Source organism: Faecalibacterium sp. DFI.5.82 (assembly GCF_029076575.1).
Lineage (GTDB): Bacteria > Bacillota > Clostridia > Oscillospirales > Ruminococcaceae > Faecalibacterium > Faecalibacterium duncaniae.
This window is the reverse complement of record NZ_JARFIS010000013.1, coordinates 54,298-68,715: the sequence shown is the minus strand read 5'-3', so window position 1 is coordinate 68,715 and position 14,418 is coordinate 54,298. Positions and strand designations below refer to the sequence as shown.

Here is a 14,418-nt window from a genome sequence, read left to right as displayed (position 1 = left end):
TCCGAACTGGCTCACCCTCTCAGTCACGACTGCCGTCGTGCCAGCTCCCCCAAAGGGGGAGCCAACGCTTCTGACAGGGGAAGCCACAAAATAAATTGCACTCTTTTTCCTCAAAGCCGCAATTGCCTCTCCCTTTGGGAGAGGTGGCAATACGCAAGCATTGACGGAGAGGGCTATTCAGCGGGTGCTTCCAACTTCTGCACCGTGTTGCCGCTGAACAGCAGCAGATCCTTGCTGTTGGCCAGCAATGCCTGCGGGCTGGTGTCAAGGTTCTGGCTCCACTGCTGGGTGCCGGACGCATCAAAGCACTCCACGGCGTTATCGGCCAGCAGATAGAATAGGTTCCCCGCCCGGACAATGGAATTTGCCGCCGAGACAGCGGCGCTGAACTGGACATTCAGGTTTTTGTCCAGCGTCACAGCCTGAGAGACCTGCCCCGATGCCAGCAGCAGGGCCACATTGCCTGCCGCGTCCACCGAAACATCTTTCAGCTCCGTGCCCGCAAAATCATAGACCGCACGCTCGCCGCCGCCCGCATTGTAGAGCACGGCCCTGGTATCGTAGACAGCCAGGATCGTGGAAGCAGAGGTCCACCCCAGCCACTGGGGCACACCGCCCTGATTCACCAGACTGACGGGATCGCCCGATGCCAGATTGATGAGGTAGAGGTTGGTCATCACCTGTCCCCCGCTGACGGTGACGGCTGCCGCCGCCAGCTTCCGGCTGTCGGGGGAAAAGGCCATCCGCAGGGGGGTGCCGTCGTTGGAGGTCATGCTCCAGCTGAGCTGCTGCTCCATGGAGGGGCTGTATACCAGCAGCTTCGCCATGCTGGTCTGGTCCTCCGTGACCACAGCCAGCGTGCCGTTGTCCGACATGGCGCAGAGGAAAATGCTGTTTTCCAGCTGCTTGGTGTAGAGGTTCTGGGTGCGGCTCTCCACCCGCAGCTCGTTTCCGGAGCGGTTGTAGAGGACAAAGCGGGTCTTGCCCGCGGCCAGCGCCGGGCGGGCATAGCCGCTCTGGATGCTGTTCAGCTTTTTGCCGGTGCGCGACCAGACCACACAGCCCTCGTCCCCCAGCTCCACAAAGCTGCCGGCCAGGGGGGCCATCTGCTCCAGCTCGGCCACACCGGTCTGTTGGGGCCAGCCGGAGCCGGGCAGCAGGGCAATGCGGGCCGTATCGGTCAGGTCCTTCAGGGCCGCCACCGAGCTGCCCGCGATGCCGGTGGCAAACAGCACCACCGCCGTCAGCAGCACCAGCAGCACCGCCGTGCGGCGGATGCGCCGGTTCCGCACACGCTGGCGGGCAGCTTCCAGATATTCGACCCGCCCTTCCGAAAGCGGCTCGTCACTCTCCGGACGGTTGCGATTTTTTCTCATAGGTCGTAGTCCACCTTCTCCAAAAATAGCCCTTTCGCGGGCAGCGTCGGCCCGGCCTGGCTGCGGTTCCGGCTGGCAAGGATGCCGGGGATGGCATCGGGCTGCATCCGGCCCGCACCCACCTCACACAGGGTGCCTGCCAGAATGCGCACCATGTTATAGAGGTAGCCGTCCGCTGTCACCTCAATGTCCACCTCGTCGCCCTTTCGGGTCACATGGCAGTCAGTGATGGTGCGCACGGTATCTCCGTGGGCAACAGCAGAGGAACCCGCCGCGCACAGGGCCAGAAAATCGTGCTTTCCCACAAACTGTTCCGCCGCCCTCTGCATGGCATCCACATCCAGCCGCCGGGGCACCCGGGTGTAATATTTTTCATCAAAAGGCGAATCGATGGGGTGGTTGTGGATGCGGTACAGGTAGGTCTTGGTATGGGCGGCATAGCGGGCGTGGAACTCCTCCGGCACCACCCGGGCGGACAGCACCCGGATATCCGGGGGCAGGTGCTGGTTGATGGCCAACGGCAGCTTTTCGGGGGGGATGCGGGTCTCCGCGTGGAAATTCAGCGCAAAGCCCAGCGCGTGGACCCCGGCGTCGGTGCGGCTGCACCCCTTGATATCGGGGCGGCTGTGGAGCACCGCTTCCAGCCCATCCTGAAAGGTCTGGGCCACGCTCCGCCCGTTGGGCTGCACCTGAAAGCCGCAATAGTTGGTGCCGTCGTAGGCAAGGGTAAGTAGATAGTTCTGCATGGAGCTCCTTCCGTCACGGCTTTGCCGTGCCACCTCCCTCAAAGAGGGAGGCTATAAGGCCCCCTCCTCGAGGGGGCTGTCGCCGCAGGCGACTGGGGGAGTTTTTAAAAATTCGGGAACACCAGTCTCGAGCTCAGGATCACCATAAAGCAGACGATGCACACCGCCAGGTCGATATAATCCTGCCGGGTGCAGCGCAGCACCTTCAGGCGGGTGCGGCCATCACCGCCGCGGTAGCAGCGGCACTCCATGGCCATGGCCAGCTCATCGGCGCGGCGGAAGGCCGAGATAAACAGCGGGATGAGCACCGGCACCAGCGCCTTGACGCGCTCCATCATGGAGCCGTTGTCCAGCATGGCACCGCGGGCTTTCTGGGCGTTCATGATCTTGTCGGTCTCTTCGATCAGGGTCGGGATAAACCGCAGGGCAATGCTCATCATCATGGCCAGCTCATGCACCGGAAAGTGCAGCCTGCCCAAAGGCTTGAGCAGCTGCTCGATGGCATCCGTCAGCACGATGGGGCTGGTGGTATAGGTCAGCAGGCTGGTGCCCGCGATCAGTGCCATCACGCGCACCGCCATCAGGATGGCATAGCGCAGGCCCTCGGCGTAGATGTTCAGCACCCAGAAGTGCACCAGCGGCTCGCCCTCGCCCGAAACAAAGAAGAGGTTGAGCACCGCGGTAAAGAGGATGATGGGCAAAATGGGCTTCAGGCTCTTGGTGATCAGCTTGAAGGGGATCTTTGCCACGCCGTACATGGCCACAAGAAACACAAGGGACAGCGTCAGGCCCAGCGGGTTGGACGCGGCAAACAGCAGGATGATGTAGACGATGGTCAGCACCAGCTTCATGCGGGGGTCAAACTTATGCACAAGGCTGTCGCCCGGGAAGTGCTGGCCGATGGTGATATCTCTCAGCATGTGGCAGCGCCCCCCTTCTTTGCATCCACACGGGGCAGCACAAGGCTGTCGCCTGCGTCCCGGCGCTTCTTGGCTTCCAAAATCATCTTGACGGCATAGGGCACGGTGTAAACATCTGCCGGAACATCCACCCCCATCTCCCGCAGCTTGAGGAAGATCTTTGTGACCTGCGGCACGCTCAGGCCCAGCGCCAGCAGCTCGGACGCACGGGCGAACACGTTCTCCACGGTGTCGTACATGGCGATCTTCTTGTTGCTCATCACCAGCACACGGTCGGCATATTTGGCAATATCCTCCATGCTGTGGGAGACCAGCAGCACGGTGGTGCCGGTCTTTTTGTGGTAGTCCTTGACTTCCGAGAGGATCTCGTCCCGGCCCTCGGGGTCCAGACCGGCGGCAGGCTCATCCAGCACCAGAATGCGGGGCTTCATGGCCATCACACCCGCCACGGCCACCCGGCGCTTCTGGCCGCCGGACAGCTCAAAGGGGCTGCGCTGCAGCAGCGCCTCATCCAGGCCGACAAAGTCCGCTGCTTCATGCACCCGCCTGTCGATCTCGGCCTCGTCCAGCCCCATGTTTCTGGGGCCAAAGGCGATATCCTTATAGCAGGTCTCCTCAAACAGCTGGTACTCCGGGTACTGGAACACCAGACCGGTGAGGAAACGGAATTCCCGGATCTTTTCCGGCTCTGCCCACAGGTCGCGGCCGTCGATGATGATGTGGCCGCTGGTGGGCTTGTTCAGGCCGTTCATGTGGGTGATGAGGGTGCTCTTGCCGGAGCCGGTGGCACCGATGATGCCCACAAAATCTCCCTCTTCCACCTCAAAGCTCACGTCATCCAGCGCGGTGACGGCATTGGGCATTCCCGGGTTATAGACATAACTCAGGTGATCTACTTTGATAATGCTTCCCATCTTCCGTCCCCTCCCTTACTTCAAAAGCTCATACAGAGCCTGTGCGCACGCGCCGGTGTCAATGATGCCCTCGGGCATGGGGATGCCGGCCTTGACCAGCTCATCCCGCAGCTCGGCAGCCTGCGGCACATCCAGCCGCAGGGCACGCACCTTTTCGGTCTGGCTGAACACCTCTTTCGGGGTACCTTCCATGACCACATTGCCCTTGCTCATCACCAGCACGCGGTCGGCCTGAGCAGCTTCTTCCATATAGTGGGTGATGGACACCACCGTGATGCCCATGTTCTTGTTCAGATGGTGGATGGTCTGCATCACCTGCTCCCGGCCCCGGGGATCAAGCATGGCGGTGGCCTCGTCCAGGATCAGGCAGTCGGGCCGCATGGCGACCACGCCCGCAATGGCAACGCGCTGCTTCTGGCCGCCGGACAGGTTGTGGGGCGCACGCTCCCGGTATTCATAGATGCCCGCCATCTTCATCGCTTCATCCACGCGGCGGCGCATCTCTTCCGGCGGCACGCCCAGATTTTCCAGCGCAAAGGCGACATCTTCCTCCACCACGGTGGCAACGATCTGGTTGTCCGGGCTCTGAAACACCATGCCCACGGTCTGGCGGATATCGTAGATCTTGTCCTCGTCTTTGGTGTCCATCCCCTCCACCAGCACAGTGCCGCTCTCCGGCAGAAGGATGGCGTTGAAGTGCTTGGCCAGCGTGGATTTTCCACAGCCGTTGGCCCCCAGCACTGCCACAAATTCGCCCCGCTTCACCTCAGCCGACACGCCGTTCAGGGCGTAGTCCGGCTGTTCCGGGTCATAGCGGAACTTCAGATCTTTCGCAGTTAAAATCGTTTCTTCCATAGGTTTTCTCTTTCCGGTGGTGCGCCCTTCTCAAAAGGGCTGTACCCCATTCTTGGTTCTTCTTCATTTTTTCAGAATGGCTGCCGTCAGGACACTCCCCCAGTCTGCTTCGCAGACAGCCCCCTCTGAGATGGGGCCTCTGGCGCAACCGAGAAGTTTTCCGGCAAACGGTCAATGTTCCCGCCATGCCAAAGGCTCCCTCCCCGAGGGAGCTGGCACGGCGACAGCCGTGACTGAGGGAGTTCATTCTTCCCAAATGGCCGTTGCGCCGCAGGGCACAACGCCGCCGGTGGCGGAAACGGGCAGGCCGATCTCATCACAGCTGGTCTTGCCGCCAAAGCGGGGCACCAGCGTGGTCTTGAGCATATACTCCATGACCGCGGGAGACAGGCCGGTGGTGTAGCTGTTGACCGCAAAGAAGAGGGGCGTATCGCTCAGCACTTCCTCGCACTGGCTGATGAGCTCATAGATGCAGTCCTCCAGCTTCCAGATCTCGCCGCCGGGGCCGCGGCCGTAGCTGGGCGGGTCCATGATGATGCCATCGTAGGTGTTGCCCCGGCGCTTTTCCCGGGCCACGAACTTGGCGCAGTCGTCCACCAGCCAGCGGATGGGCCGGTCCGCCAGACCACTGGCCACGGCGTTGTCCTTGCCCCACGCTACGATGCCCTTGGAAGCATCCACATGGCAGACAGTAGCTCCCGCAGCGGCACAGGCCAGCGTTGCGCCGCCGGTGTAGCCAAACAGGTTCAGCACCTTGACAGGGCGGCCTGCCGCACGGATCTTTCTGGCGTACCAGGCCCAGTTAACGGCCTGCTCCGGGAACACGCCGGTGTGCTTGAAACCGGTGGGGCTGACGATGAGGGTCAGCTTGTCCTCGCCCTCACCGCAGGAGATCTTCCACTTCTCAGGCAGACGGCGGCGGTACTCCCACTCTCCGCCCCCCTGATTGGAGCGGTGGTAGATGGCATCGGCCTTGGCCCAGAGCGGGCTCTGCTTCTCGGTTTTCCACACCACCTGCGGGTCGGGCCGGATGAGGATGGTCTCTCCCCAGCGCTCCAGGCGGTTGCCGCCGGTGGCATCCAGCAGCTCGTAATCTTTCCAACTATCTGCAGGGCGCATAAGCGTCCTCCTTTCTCTCTTCAAACGGCTCAGAACAGGCTCTGCTGGCCGTTGTCCTCCGGGCTTCCGGTCTCGGGGGCTTTCAGGCCCAGGTGCTCATAGGCAAGGCGGGTGGCACAGCGGCCACGGGGGGTGCGGGTCAGAAATCCCATCTGCATCAGGTAGGGCTCACACAGGTCCTCCAGCGTCACGGCCTCCTCGCCCAGCGCCGCCGCCAGCGTTTCCAGGCCCACAGGGCCGCCGTTGTACATCTCAATGATGGCACGGAGCAGGCTGCGGTCCAGCTCGTCCAGACCCAGCGCGTCCACGTCCATCCGCTTCAGGCTCATCAGGGAAACATCCCGGTCGATGATGCCATCCCCCAGCACGGTGGCAAAGTCGCGGACACGCTTCAAGAAGCGGTTTGCCACGCGGGGGGTGCCCCGGCTGCATTTGGCCAGCTCGTAAGCGCCCTCCGGGGTGATGGGCTGGTCGAGGATACCCGCCGAGCGCTGGATGATCCGGCTCAGCTCATCGGGGCTGTACAGCTCCAGCTTGAGCAGCACACCGAAGCGGTCCCGCAGGGGGCCGGTGATCTGGCCCGCACGGGTGGTAGCGCCCACCAGCGTGAAGCGGGGCAGGTTGATCCGGATGCTCTGGGCGCTGGGGCCCTTGCCGATCATAATATCCAGCGCGTAATCCTCCAGCGCCGGGTAGAGCACCTCCTCCACCTGCCGGGACAGGCGGTGGATCTCATCAATGAAGAGCACATCGCCCTCCTGCAGATTGGTCAGCAGGGCGGCAAGGTCGCCGGGCTTCTCAATGGCAGGGCCGCTGGTGATGCGGATCTGCACCCCCATCTCGTTGGCGATGATGCCCGCCAGCGTGGTCTTGCCCAGGCCCGGAGGGCCATAGAGCAGGATGTGATCCATGGGCTCGCCGCGCCGCTTGGCGGCTTCCAGATAAATTTTCAGGTTCTGCTTGACCTTGTCCTGTCCGATGTAGTCCTCCAGATGCTGCGGGCGAAGGCTGTTTTCCTCGTTGTCCGCCGCCGTTAAGCCGGGCTGCATCATTTTTGCGCCATAGAGCGCGGTTTCGTCCTGCATGGATTACCTCCTGCCTGCCATGCCCCGCAGGGCCAGCTTGATGATCTCTTCCACGGGAAGGCTTGCGTCGATCTTGGAAACGGCCAGGGCTGCTTCGCTCTGGCTGTACCCCAGCGACACCAGCGCCGCAATGGCCTGCCCGGCTCCCTGTGCGGCGGGGGCGGCAGTGGCCGCGCCCACATCCTCGAGGTTGATGCCATCCACAAAGCCCTTTGCCACCTTATCCTTCAGCTCCAGCACGATGCGCTGGGCCAGCTTGGGGCCCACGCCGGATGCCGCCTTGAAGGCCTTGTGGTCGCCTGCCGAGATCGCCAGCGCCACCCGGTCAGGCTCCATGACACTGAGAATGGCCAGACCCACCTTGGGGCCCACACCGGAAACGGCAGTCAGCAGCTCAAAGCAGCTCTGCTGCTCCTCGGTGGCAAAGCCGTACAGGCTGATGTCATTTTCGGTCACGCTCATCACGGTGTAAAGGGTGGCTTCCCGGCCCATCCCGGGCAGTGCGCCCGCAACGCTGGTCGGGCACTGTACATAGTAGCCCACCCCGCCGCAGCTCACCACCACAGCGTTCAGGGTCTTTTTGATGATTTTTCCAGTTAAAGAGTAGATCATAAAGTGTTTTCCCTTTTCGGTCAGCTCCTCCCCTGTCCAACCTCTCCGTCATTGCTCCGCAATGCCACCTCACCTAGTAGGGGAGGCCTTGGCATAGCGGGCAGCTCTTCCTCTTCGCCAGAGGCTCCCCTGCTAGGGCAGCTGTCGAACAAAGTGAGACTGAGAGGTTGTACAAAGGGAAGCCTTCCCTTATACACGAATAACAACAACTAAATCGGCCCAACGCCCCTTCTTGCAAAGCGGTTCAGCTGGTTGCCGTTGGTATGGCAAAAGGTGATAGCCATGGCCAGTGCATCGGCGGTATCATCGGGCTTGGGCACAGCAGGCAGATGCAGCAGGATGCGGGTCATCTCCTGCACCTGCTTTTTCACGGCCTTGCCGTAGCCGGTAACGGCCTGTTTCACCTGCATGGGGGTGTACTCGTAGATAGGGATGCCCGCCTGCGCTGCCGCCAGCAGGATGACCCCGCGGGCCTCAGCCACGCCGATCACGGTGGTCTGGTTGTGCTGGTAGAACAGCTTTTCGATGGCAAGCACCTCGGGCTGTGTCCGCTCAATGACCTCCCGGATACCGGTGTAGACCTCGTCCAGCCGCTGCTCAAACGGCACCCCGGCATCGGTGCACACAGCCCCGAAATCCACCGGTGCAAACCGGTTGCCCGCATAGTCCAAAACGCCCCAGCCCACAATGGCGTAACCCGGGTCGATGCCCAAAACTCTCATTCTGCGATACCTTTCCTATTATAATCAATGTATTATACCACAAACCGGCGTTCAGGGCAACGGAAACGCCTTGGGGCGGTTTACAAAATGTGCGCTGGGCGGCTGATTTTCCATTCCCGGCAAACCAGGCATCAAAAAGTTTGCAGAATTTTCAAAAAAGGGCTTGCTTTTTGCCCGGCGGTATGATATCATAATCAAGCTGATTGCGGCACAAACAGAATATGGACGGTTAGCTCAGCTGGTAGAGCATCTGCTTGACGTGCAGGAGGTCACAGGTTCGAGTCCTGTACCGTCCACCATACAGTTCGTACCCGAACCCGATTCTCTATGAGAAAGGGTTCGGGTACGTTTTTTGTTTACAGGAGGTTTTGAGAAAGGGCTACTCGGCCTATAAGCCGGAATGTGAAAGGATGAGAAGATGACCTTTTTAGAAACAAATCGGCTCAGACTAAGAAATGTAAGTCCTAAAGATGCGATTCAGATGGTTGATTATCGAAATAACGAGCGATGCTCGAAATATCAACGAGGCCAGACGAAAGATTATAAGGATATTGTTGCTTTGATCGAGCGTAATAAAGACAATGCCCTGAATATCGCATCGCCGACTATGATTAGTGTTGCATTAAGAGAAACGGATGTCATGATTGGCGAAATCGTCGTTATGCCTAACGAGGGCACAATTTCTTTAGGGTACACATTTTCTTATAAAGTTCACCGAAGCGGTTACGCCTATGAAGCCTTGTCCTCTTTAATTGAGTATTTACACAAGCACTATCCTCAGTGGGATTTTATCTGTTTTACTGAAAGAGAGAACATTCCAAGTATGAGCCTTTTGAAGAAGCTGGGATATACGAATTTGGGTTATCTGCCGTCAAAGAATTCTCAAGTATTTGGAAAGTGGCTTCGCCAGGACACATTAGAAGAAATCACAAGTGCGGTTCGATAACTCCTGGTTTATCGCAACCTCAGAAGCAGGGTTTGGGGCACCGCACGCCCCAACAAGAAGCTGTTCCAAAGGGAGCAAGAGTTTTCAACAATTGAAAATTTGTGGCCACGGGACGGTTCTTGCTCTCACACTTTCACTCTCTTTGCGATTTTCTTTCTTGAAAGTCTATCGTTCTTTCGTTATAATAAAACTGAAAGAAGGTGGGCATTATGACTTTGCAATATTTTGTCACAGCATCCGATACGGGCAATAGGATTCCGATTGAGGTTGACAAGTCAACTCCCGCTGACCTTGCTGCAACCAAAGAAAGCTGGCAGACCGACTGGACAAGTGAGTTCATCGGTGACCCCGCACTGGAAAAGTACACGGCTAAAACCGAAAACGGCGAAATCGTAGCATTGGGTGCTTACCGCGAAACAGAATCCAGCATGTTCGTTTATATTGAGTACATCGAAAGCCACCCGGAGAGCAACCCGACGCTGACCATTCAGAAAAAATATCTGGGCATCGGGCGTATGATGATCGCGTTCGGCATCCAGCTTTCTATTGATTCCGGTAAAAACGGCGTCGTCACTTTTGAAGCTAAGACGGATGAACTTGCAAAACATTATATCCGGGATTTTGGCGCGATCCGGGTCTTTGCCAAACAGTCCGGCGGGCCGATTATGCTGATGCTTGCCGACAATGCGGCGCTTTCGCTCTTTAATACGTATCTTTCCTGAAAGGTGGTGCTCCCATGGATATTGAAGTCAAACGAATGTCCCCTACTGCTATTGAAATGCTTGACCAACTCGGCGCAGTCTGCAAACGGTTCGGCGTTGATTACTATGCAGCTTCCCAAAATCAGCGTGATCTGCTGGACAGCATTGCCCTGCACGAATATCAACTGAAAAAAGCACACGAGCAAGGGCTGAAGCGTTCCGAAGTGCCTCCGTTTCTCGGTTTGAAGCGCTCTGACCGCAGCAACGATATGCCTGCCTAAAGGTTCGACTGCTGCTGACAATGCTCCACTCGTGGAAAAGAACCATCGACTTTGGTCGGTGGTTCTTTTTGTTTTGCTGGCGCTTTGCGGGATGGTGCGGTATACTCGGCTTAGTTCAACAACTCGGAATTTCAGGAGGTGTTTTTATGCCACAAATGAATAAGGGAGGAAAATTTATTTTCGGGAAATCACTCATTCGGACGGATGGAACATTACGGATTCCACCGCAGGCAATGGAAGAATATCACATTGCAGATGAAGGAAAAGTATATCTTTTTACCGGAAGTAAGATTACCGGTGGCTTCTGCGTCACCCGGGAAGGCCTTTTGCATCCGTCAAAACTTGGTCACATTTTGGACGATACTCCACCGTTGCTTGACTACTCAGCAGGTTCTGGCGAATTTATCAAATACAAGGGGCGTTCCTACTGCTGGGTAGAGATTTCACAGGAGGGGCAAATTCTTCTTACGAAGAAAATGATGGATTTTTTGAAGGTGAGACCCGGAATGGAGCTGCTCTCTATCCGCAGTAGCGACATCGCGTTTACGATGGGAGCTAAAGGACCTCTATTGGAAAAAGCAGAAAACTATGATGGTGAAATTCCGCTTTTTTAAGTGTAACAATTCCAGTTTGCCGTACTCGTTCCTGGCAGGGTTTGGAGCAGGCATACCCCAACAAGAGCACTTCGGAAACTCGCAGGAGCTTGAGAAGTGAAGTCCCGGATGGACCATCCTCCACCCGAGGATAAGAACCATCGACTTCGGTCGGTGGTTCTTTTTGTTTTGCTGGCGCTTTGCGGGATGGTGTGGTATACTCAGCTTAGTTCAACAACGCGGAATTTATAAAGGAGAATATTGATGAAACTGTTTTTATGTTCGCACTTTTCAAGTGTAGGAAGTCTGATAAAGGAAGAAATTGAAAATAAAAAAGTCGCATTTATTCCAACAGCTTCGCTGCGTGAAGGCTACACCGGTTATGTCGGCTCGGCTCGAAAATTATTCAAAAAGTTGGGAGCAATCGTAACTGAAATTGATATTTCAACGGATGCTTATTCAACGATACAGTCTGTTTTTGAAGATGCGGATGTGATATATTTTACCGGCGGAAATTCTTTTTTCCTTATAGACCAGCTCCGTAAAACGGGAACGGATGAGCTGTTGAAGAAAGAATTGGCAAAGGGAAAACTGATGATTGGTGAATCGGCAGGTGCGATTATATGCGCTCCAAGCATCCAATATATCGAGCAAATGGATGAAAAGCCGGAGGACTACTCACAAGAAGATGATGCAGGGCTTGATTTGATTGATTTCTATGTTCTTCCGCATTATCTTACAGCACCATTTAAGAAAGTTACCGAGAAAATAATGACTGAGTTTTCGGATTTGAATCTATGCCCAATTAACAACCGTCAGGGAATTGTAATTGATGGTGAAGGTTCAAAGGTTATTTGCAAAGACTAAGTGGTTCTTTTTGTTTTGCTGGCGCTTTGTGGGATGGTGTGGTATACTCAGCTCAACAAATCAAACTCTGGAGAATGACTATGCAAAAGATCCGTACTGCCACCTTTGAAGATCTGGATGCCATTGCCGCCGTGGAGGCGGCCTGCTTTCCGGCTGCGGAGGCGGCCACAAAAGAAGAATTTGCCGGGCGGCTGACCCATTACGCCGACCACTTCTGGCTGCTGTTCGAGGACGAAAAGCTCGTCTCCTTTGTGGACGGCTTTGTGACCGATACCCCCGACCTGACAGACGAGATGTACGCTGACGCTTCCCTGCACGATGCGCATGGGGCGTGGCAGATGATCTTTGGGGTGAATACCCTGCCCGAATACCGGAAGCAGGGCCTGGCCGGGCAGCTGCTCCGCCGGGCCATCGCCGATGCAAAGGCTCAGGGCCGCAGGGGGCTGGTGCTCACCTGCAAGGACAGGCTCGTGCACTATTACGCCGGCTTCGGCTTTGTCAGCGAAGGCGTTTCCGGTTCCACCCACGGCGGCGTGGTGTGGTACCAGATGCGGCTGACCTTCTGAACATCCTACAAAAAACAGCGCCCCCGCCTGCCGGAAACACCGGTGAGCGGGGGCGCTTTGCATTTGCTGGGAGGATATGGTCTACCTGCACCACTGGGCAAACTCTGCGTCTGTGCACTTGACGTAGTGGCTGCCCGCAACATGGTGGCTGGTACCCAGGCTGTAATCGATGCCGGAGGCGGCGTAATCGTAGGTCTCGGCCACGCGGCGCTTTTCCACAACAGGGTTGGGCAGCGGGATGGCCGACAGCAGGCTCCGGGTGTAGGGGTGGATGGGATGCTCAAAGATCTCCTCGGTGGTGCCGGTCTCCAGCAGGTGGCCCAGATGGAGCACCCCGATGCGGTCAGAGATATACTTGACCATGGAAAGGTCATGGGCAATGAAGAGGTAGGCCGTGCCGGTCTCCTGCTGGATATCCTTCATCAGGTTGACCACCTGCGCCTGAATGGACACATCCAGTGCCGAGATGCACTCGTCGGCGATGATGAGCTTGGGGTTCATGATCAGGGCGCGGGCGATGCCCACACGCTGGCGCTGGCCGCCCGAGAACTGATGGGGATAGCGCTCGGCGTGCTCCGGGGCAAGGCCCACCTTGGCCAGAATTTTCTCCACCTTCTCCCGGCGCTCCGCCGGGGTCTTGTACATGTGGTGGATGTCCAGTCCCTCGCCGATGATGTCCTCCACCTTTTTGCGGGGGTTCAGGCTGGCCATGGGGTCCTGGAAGATCATCTGCATCTGGGTGCGCAGGGTGTTGTTCTGTGCGTGGCTCAGGTGTCCGCTGATGTCCTGCCCGTCAAAGGTGATCTTGCCTGCGGTGGGGTCGTACAGCCGGATGATGCTCCGGCCGATGGTGGACTTGCCGGAGCCGGATTCGCCCACCAGACCATAGGTCTCGCCGGGGTAGATCTCAAAGCTCACGTCGTCCACAGCCTTAACGGTGAAGTTCTTGTTCACCTTGAAATACTGTTTCAGGCCCTCTACTTTCAGAAGCGGGGTCGCGCTCTGTGCAGCCATTTATTCCGCCTCCTTGATCTTTTCTGCATCCGCTTTCATGCGGCTGATGCGCTGGGCCAGCTCCGGCGGCATTTCCACCTTGGGGGCCCGGGGGTCCAGCAGCCAGGTGGCCGCATAGTGGGTCTCGCTGATCTTGAACATGGGGGGATCGACTTCATCATCGATGTGCAGGGCAAAGCGGTTGCGGGGTGCAAAGGCATCGCCCGGCTTCTCATGCAGCAGGTTCGGCGGAGAGCCCGGGATGGTGTACAGACGGTCATCGGCGGTGTCCAGATCGGGCATGGCCGACAGCAGGCCCCAGGTGTAGGGATGCTTGGGGTCGTAGAAGATCTCATCAATGGTGCCGGTCTCCACGATCTTGCCCGCGTACATGACATCCACATAGTCGGCCACCTTTGCCACAACGCCCAGGTCGTGGGTGATGTAGATGACCGAGATGCCGCGCTCCTTCTGGATGCTGCGGATCAGCTCCAGGATCTTGGCCTGGATCGTCACGTCCAGTGCCGTGGTGGGCTCATCGCAGATGAGCAGGTCGGGGTCGCAGGACAGGGCAATGGCAATGACCACGCGCTGGCGCATACCGCCGGACAGCTGATGGGGGTAATTCTTCATCCGCTTTTCCGCATCGGTGATGCCCACCTCTTCCAGCAGCTCCAGTGCCTTTTTGTAGGCCTCGGCCTTGGGCATCTTGAAGTGCCAGAGCATTCCCTCCATGATCTGCTTGCCAATGGTCATGGTGGGGTCAAGGCTGGTCATGGGGTCCTGGAACACCATGGCGATGCGCTTTCCATTGATGTGGCGGCGGATCCACTTTTTGTCCTTCTGCAGCAGGTCCACCGTCTCGGGAGAGCCGTCTGCATGGTGGTAGCTGAACTGGATGGAGCCGCTGTTCACGGTGGCGTTCTTGGCCAGAATGCCCATGGCGGCCTTCATGGTCACGGACTTGCCGGAGCCGGACTCGCCCACCAGCGCAACGGTCTCGCCCTTGTACAGGTCGATGTTCACGCCCCGGATGGCGTGCACCGGGCCTGCGGTGGTCTTAAAAGTGATATCAAGGTCTCGCACCGACAAGACCTGTTCTTTTTTGTTCTCAGGCATGGG

General features: G+C 57.7%; 17 protein-coding genes and 1 tRNA gene. 7 read left to right on the top strand and 11 right to left on the bottom strand.

Annotated features, from left to right (window positions below):
- Window positions 1–173 precede the first annotated feature (173 nt).
- The 9 genes from P0G09_RS14115 to ruvC form a co-directional block, all read right to left on the bottom strand.
- A complete protein-coding gene (locus P0G09_RS14115) occupies window positions 174–1,376 on the bottom strand; it encodes a DUF5711 family protein (protein WP_275252970.1) in 1,203 nt (400 codons plus the stop codon).
- A complete protein-coding gene (gene truA, locus P0G09_RS14110; protein WP_275252969.1) occupies window positions 1,373–2,122 on the bottom strand; it encodes a tRNA pseudouridine(38-40) synthase TruA in 750 nt (249 codons plus the stop codon). Before truA ends, P0G09_RS14115 begins: the two co-directional genes overlap by 4 nt.
- A 104-nt stretch (window positions 2,123–2,226) precedes the next feature.
- On the bottom strand, window positions 2,227–3,042 hold the full coding sequence (locus P0G09_RS14105) for an energy-coupling factor transporter transmembrane component T (protein WP_005934862.1): 816 nt from the start codon (window positions 3,040–3,042) through the stop codon (window positions 2,227–2,229).
- Window positions 3,036–3,956, bottom strand: a complete 921-nt coding sequence (locus tag P0G09_RS14100; protein ID WP_275252967.1) for an energy-coupling factor transporter ATPase — start codon at window positions 3,954–3,956, stop codon at window positions 3,036–3,038. Before P0G09_RS14100 ends, P0G09_RS14105 begins: the two co-directional genes overlap by 7 nt.
- 15 nt (window positions 3,957–3,971) lie before the next feature.
- Window positions 3,972–4,811: an energy-coupling factor transporter ATPase gene (locus tag P0G09_RS14095; protein ID WP_005934864.1), complete on the bottom strand. Its 840-nt coding sequence runs from the start codon at window positions 4,809–4,811 to the stop codon at window positions 3,972–3,974.
- Window positions 4,812–5,054: 243 nt separating this feature from the next.
- On the bottom strand, window positions 5,055–5,930 hold the full coding sequence (locus tag P0G09_RS14090; protein WP_005934865.1) for a class I SAM-dependent methyltransferase: 876 nt from the start codon (window positions 5,928–5,930) through the stop codon (window positions 5,055–5,057).
- A 29-nt stretch (window positions 5,931–5,959) separates the two neighbouring features.
- Entirely contained in the window at window positions 5,960–7,015 is a 1,056-nt protein-coding gene (ruvB, locus tag P0G09_RS14085) for a Holliday junction branch migration DNA helicase RuvB (protein WP_005934866.1), read from the bottom strand.
- A 3-nt stretch (window positions 7,016–7,018) separates the two neighbouring features.
- On the bottom strand, window positions 7,019–7,627 hold the full coding sequence (ruvA, locus tag P0G09_RS14080) for a Holliday junction branch migration protein RuvA (protein ID WP_275252966.1): 609 nt from the start codon (window positions 7,625–7,627) through the stop codon (window positions 7,019–7,021).
- Window positions 7,628–7,836: 209 nt separating this feature from the next.
- Window positions 7,837–8,349, bottom strand: a complete 513-nt coding sequence (gene ruvC, locus P0G09_RS14075; protein WP_005934868.1) for a crossover junction endodeoxyribonuclease RuvC — start codon at window positions 8,347–8,349, stop codon at window positions 7,837–7,839.
- A 223-nt stretch (window positions 8,350–8,572) separates the two neighbouring features.
- Here ruvC and P0G09_RS14070 point away from each other — a divergent pair.
- The 7 genes from P0G09_RS14070 (at window position 8,573) to P0G09_RS14040 (ending at window position 12,303) form a co-directional block, all read left to right on the top strand.
- Window positions 8,573–8,648, top strand: a tRNA-Val gene (locus tag P0G09_RS14070).
- Window positions 8,649–8,767: 119 nt separating this feature from the next.
- Window positions 8,768–9,295, top strand: coding sequence for a GNAT family N-acetyltransferase (locus P0G09_RS14065; protein WP_128118605.1), 528 nt, complete (start codon window positions 8,768–8,770; stop codon window positions 9,293–9,295).
- A 200-nt stretch (window positions 9,296–9,495) separates the two neighbouring features.
- On the top strand, window positions 9,496–10,017 hold the full coding sequence (locus P0G09_RS14060; protein ID WP_217210019.1) for a hypothetical protein: 522 nt from the start codon (window positions 9,496–9,498) through the stop codon (window positions 10,015–10,017).
- Between the two features lie 14 nt (window positions 10,018–10,031).
- Complete coding sequence (locus tag P0G09_RS14055; protein WP_227622370.1) at window positions 10,032–10,277, top strand: hypothetical protein; 246 nt, start codon at window positions 10,032–10,034, stop codon at window positions 10,275–10,277.
- A 146-nt stretch (window positions 10,278–10,423) separates the two neighbouring features.
- The gene (locus P0G09_RS14050; protein WP_275252963.1) at window positions 10,424–10,891 is read left to right on the top strand and encodes a hypothetical protein; all 468 of its coding nucleotides are present in this window, start codon (window positions 10,424–10,426) and stop codon (window positions 10,889–10,891) included.
- Between the two features lie 243 nt (window positions 10,892–11,134).
- The gene (locus P0G09_RS14045; protein WP_275252962.1) at window positions 11,135–11,737 is read left to right on the top strand and encodes a Type 1 glutamine amidotransferase-like domain-containing protein; all 603 of its coding nucleotides are present in this window, start codon (window positions 11,135–11,137) and stop codon (window positions 11,735–11,737) included.
- 74 nt (window positions 11,738–11,811) lie between these two features.
- On the top strand, window positions 11,812–12,303 hold the full coding sequence (locus tag P0G09_RS14040; protein WP_117533665.1) for a GNAT family N-acetyltransferase: 492 nt from the start codon (window positions 11,812–11,814) through the stop codon (window positions 12,301–12,303).
- Window positions 12,304–12,384: 81 nt separating this feature from the next.
- Here the strand turns inward: P0G09_RS14040 and P0G09_RS14035 are convergent, their stop codons facing one another.
- Both P0G09_RS14035 and P0G09_RS14030 read right to left on the bottom strand, forming a co-directional pair.
- A complete protein-coding gene (locus P0G09_RS14035) occupies window positions 12,385–13,317 on the bottom strand; it encodes an ATP-binding cassette domain-containing protein (protein ID WP_098924261.1) in 933 nt (310 codons plus the stop codon).
- Window positions 13,318–14,415, bottom strand: a complete 1,098-nt coding sequence (locus P0G09_RS14030) for an ABC transporter ATP-binding protein (RefSeq protein ID WP_097771285.1) — start codon at window positions 14,413–14,415, stop codon at window positions 13,318–13,320. It lies immediately after the preceding gene.
- Between the last annotated feature and the right edge of the window lie 3 nt (window positions 14,416–14,418).

Excerpts from the sequence above, each read along its gene's own strand:
- ruvB (WP_005934866.1), bottom strand. The coding sequence starts at position 7,015 with ATGCAGGACGAAACCGCGCTCTATGGCGCAAAAATGATGCAGCCCGGC.
- truA (WP_275252969.1), bottom strand. The coding sequence starts at position 2,122 with ATGCAGAACTATCTACTTACCCTTGCCTACGACGGCACCAACTATTGC.
- P0G09_RS14040 (WP_117533665.1), top strand. The coding sequence starts at position 11,812 with ATGACTATGCAAAAGATCCGTACTGCCACCTTTGAAGATCTGGATGCC.
- P0G09_RS14055 (WP_227622370.1), top strand. The coding sequence starts at position 10,032 with ATGGATATTGAAGTCAAACGAATGTCCCCTACTGCTATTGAAATGCTT.
- P0G09_RS14095 (WP_005934864.1), bottom strand. The coding sequence starts at position 4,811 with ATGGAAGAAACGATTTTAACTGCGAAAGATCTGAAGTTCCGCTATGAC.
- P0G09_RS14100 (WP_275252967.1), bottom strand. The coding sequence starts at position 3,956 with ATGGGAAGCATTATCAAAGTAGATCACCTGAGTTATGTCTATAACCCG.
- P0G09_RS14030 (WP_097771285.1), bottom strand. The coding sequence starts at position 14,415 with ATGCCTGAGAACAAAAAAGAACAGGTCTTGTCGGTGCGAGACCTTGAT.
- P0G09_RS14050 (WP_275252963.1), top strand. The coding sequence starts at position 10,424 with ATGCCACAAATGAATAAGGGAGGAAAATTTATTTTCGGGAAATCACTC.
- P0G09_RS14035 (WP_098924261.1), bottom strand. The coding sequence starts at position 13,317 with ATGGCTGCACAGAGCGCGACCCCGCTTCTGAAAGTAGAGGGCCTGAAA.
- ruvC (WP_005934868.1), bottom strand. The coding sequence starts at position 8,349 with ATGAGAGTTTTGGGCATCGACCCGGGTTACGCCATTGTGGGCTGGGGC.
- P0G09_RS14090 (WP_005934865.1), bottom strand. The coding sequence starts at position 5,930 with ATGCGCCCTGCAGATAGTTGGAAAGATTACGAGCTGCTGGATGCCACC.
- P0G09_RS14045 (WP_275252962.1), top strand. The coding sequence starts at position 11,135 with ATGAAACTGTTTTTATGTTCGCACTTTTCAAGTGTAGGAAGTCTGATA.
- P0G09_RS14065 (WP_128118605.1), top strand. The coding sequence starts at position 8,768 with ATGACCTTTTTAGAAACAAATCGGCTCAGACTAAGAAATGTAAGTCCT.
- ruvA (WP_275252966.1), bottom strand. The coding sequence starts at position 7,627 with ATGATCTACTCTTTAACTGGAAAAATCATCAAAAAGACCCTGAACGCT.
- P0G09_RS14105 (WP_005934862.1), bottom strand. The coding sequence starts at position 3,042 with ATGCTGAGAGATATCACCATCGGCCAGCACTTCCCGGGCGACAGCCTT.
- P0G09_RS14115 (WP_275252970.1), bottom strand. The coding sequence starts at position 1,376 with ATGAGAAAAAATCGCAACCGTCCGGAGAGTGACGAGCCGCTTTCGGAA.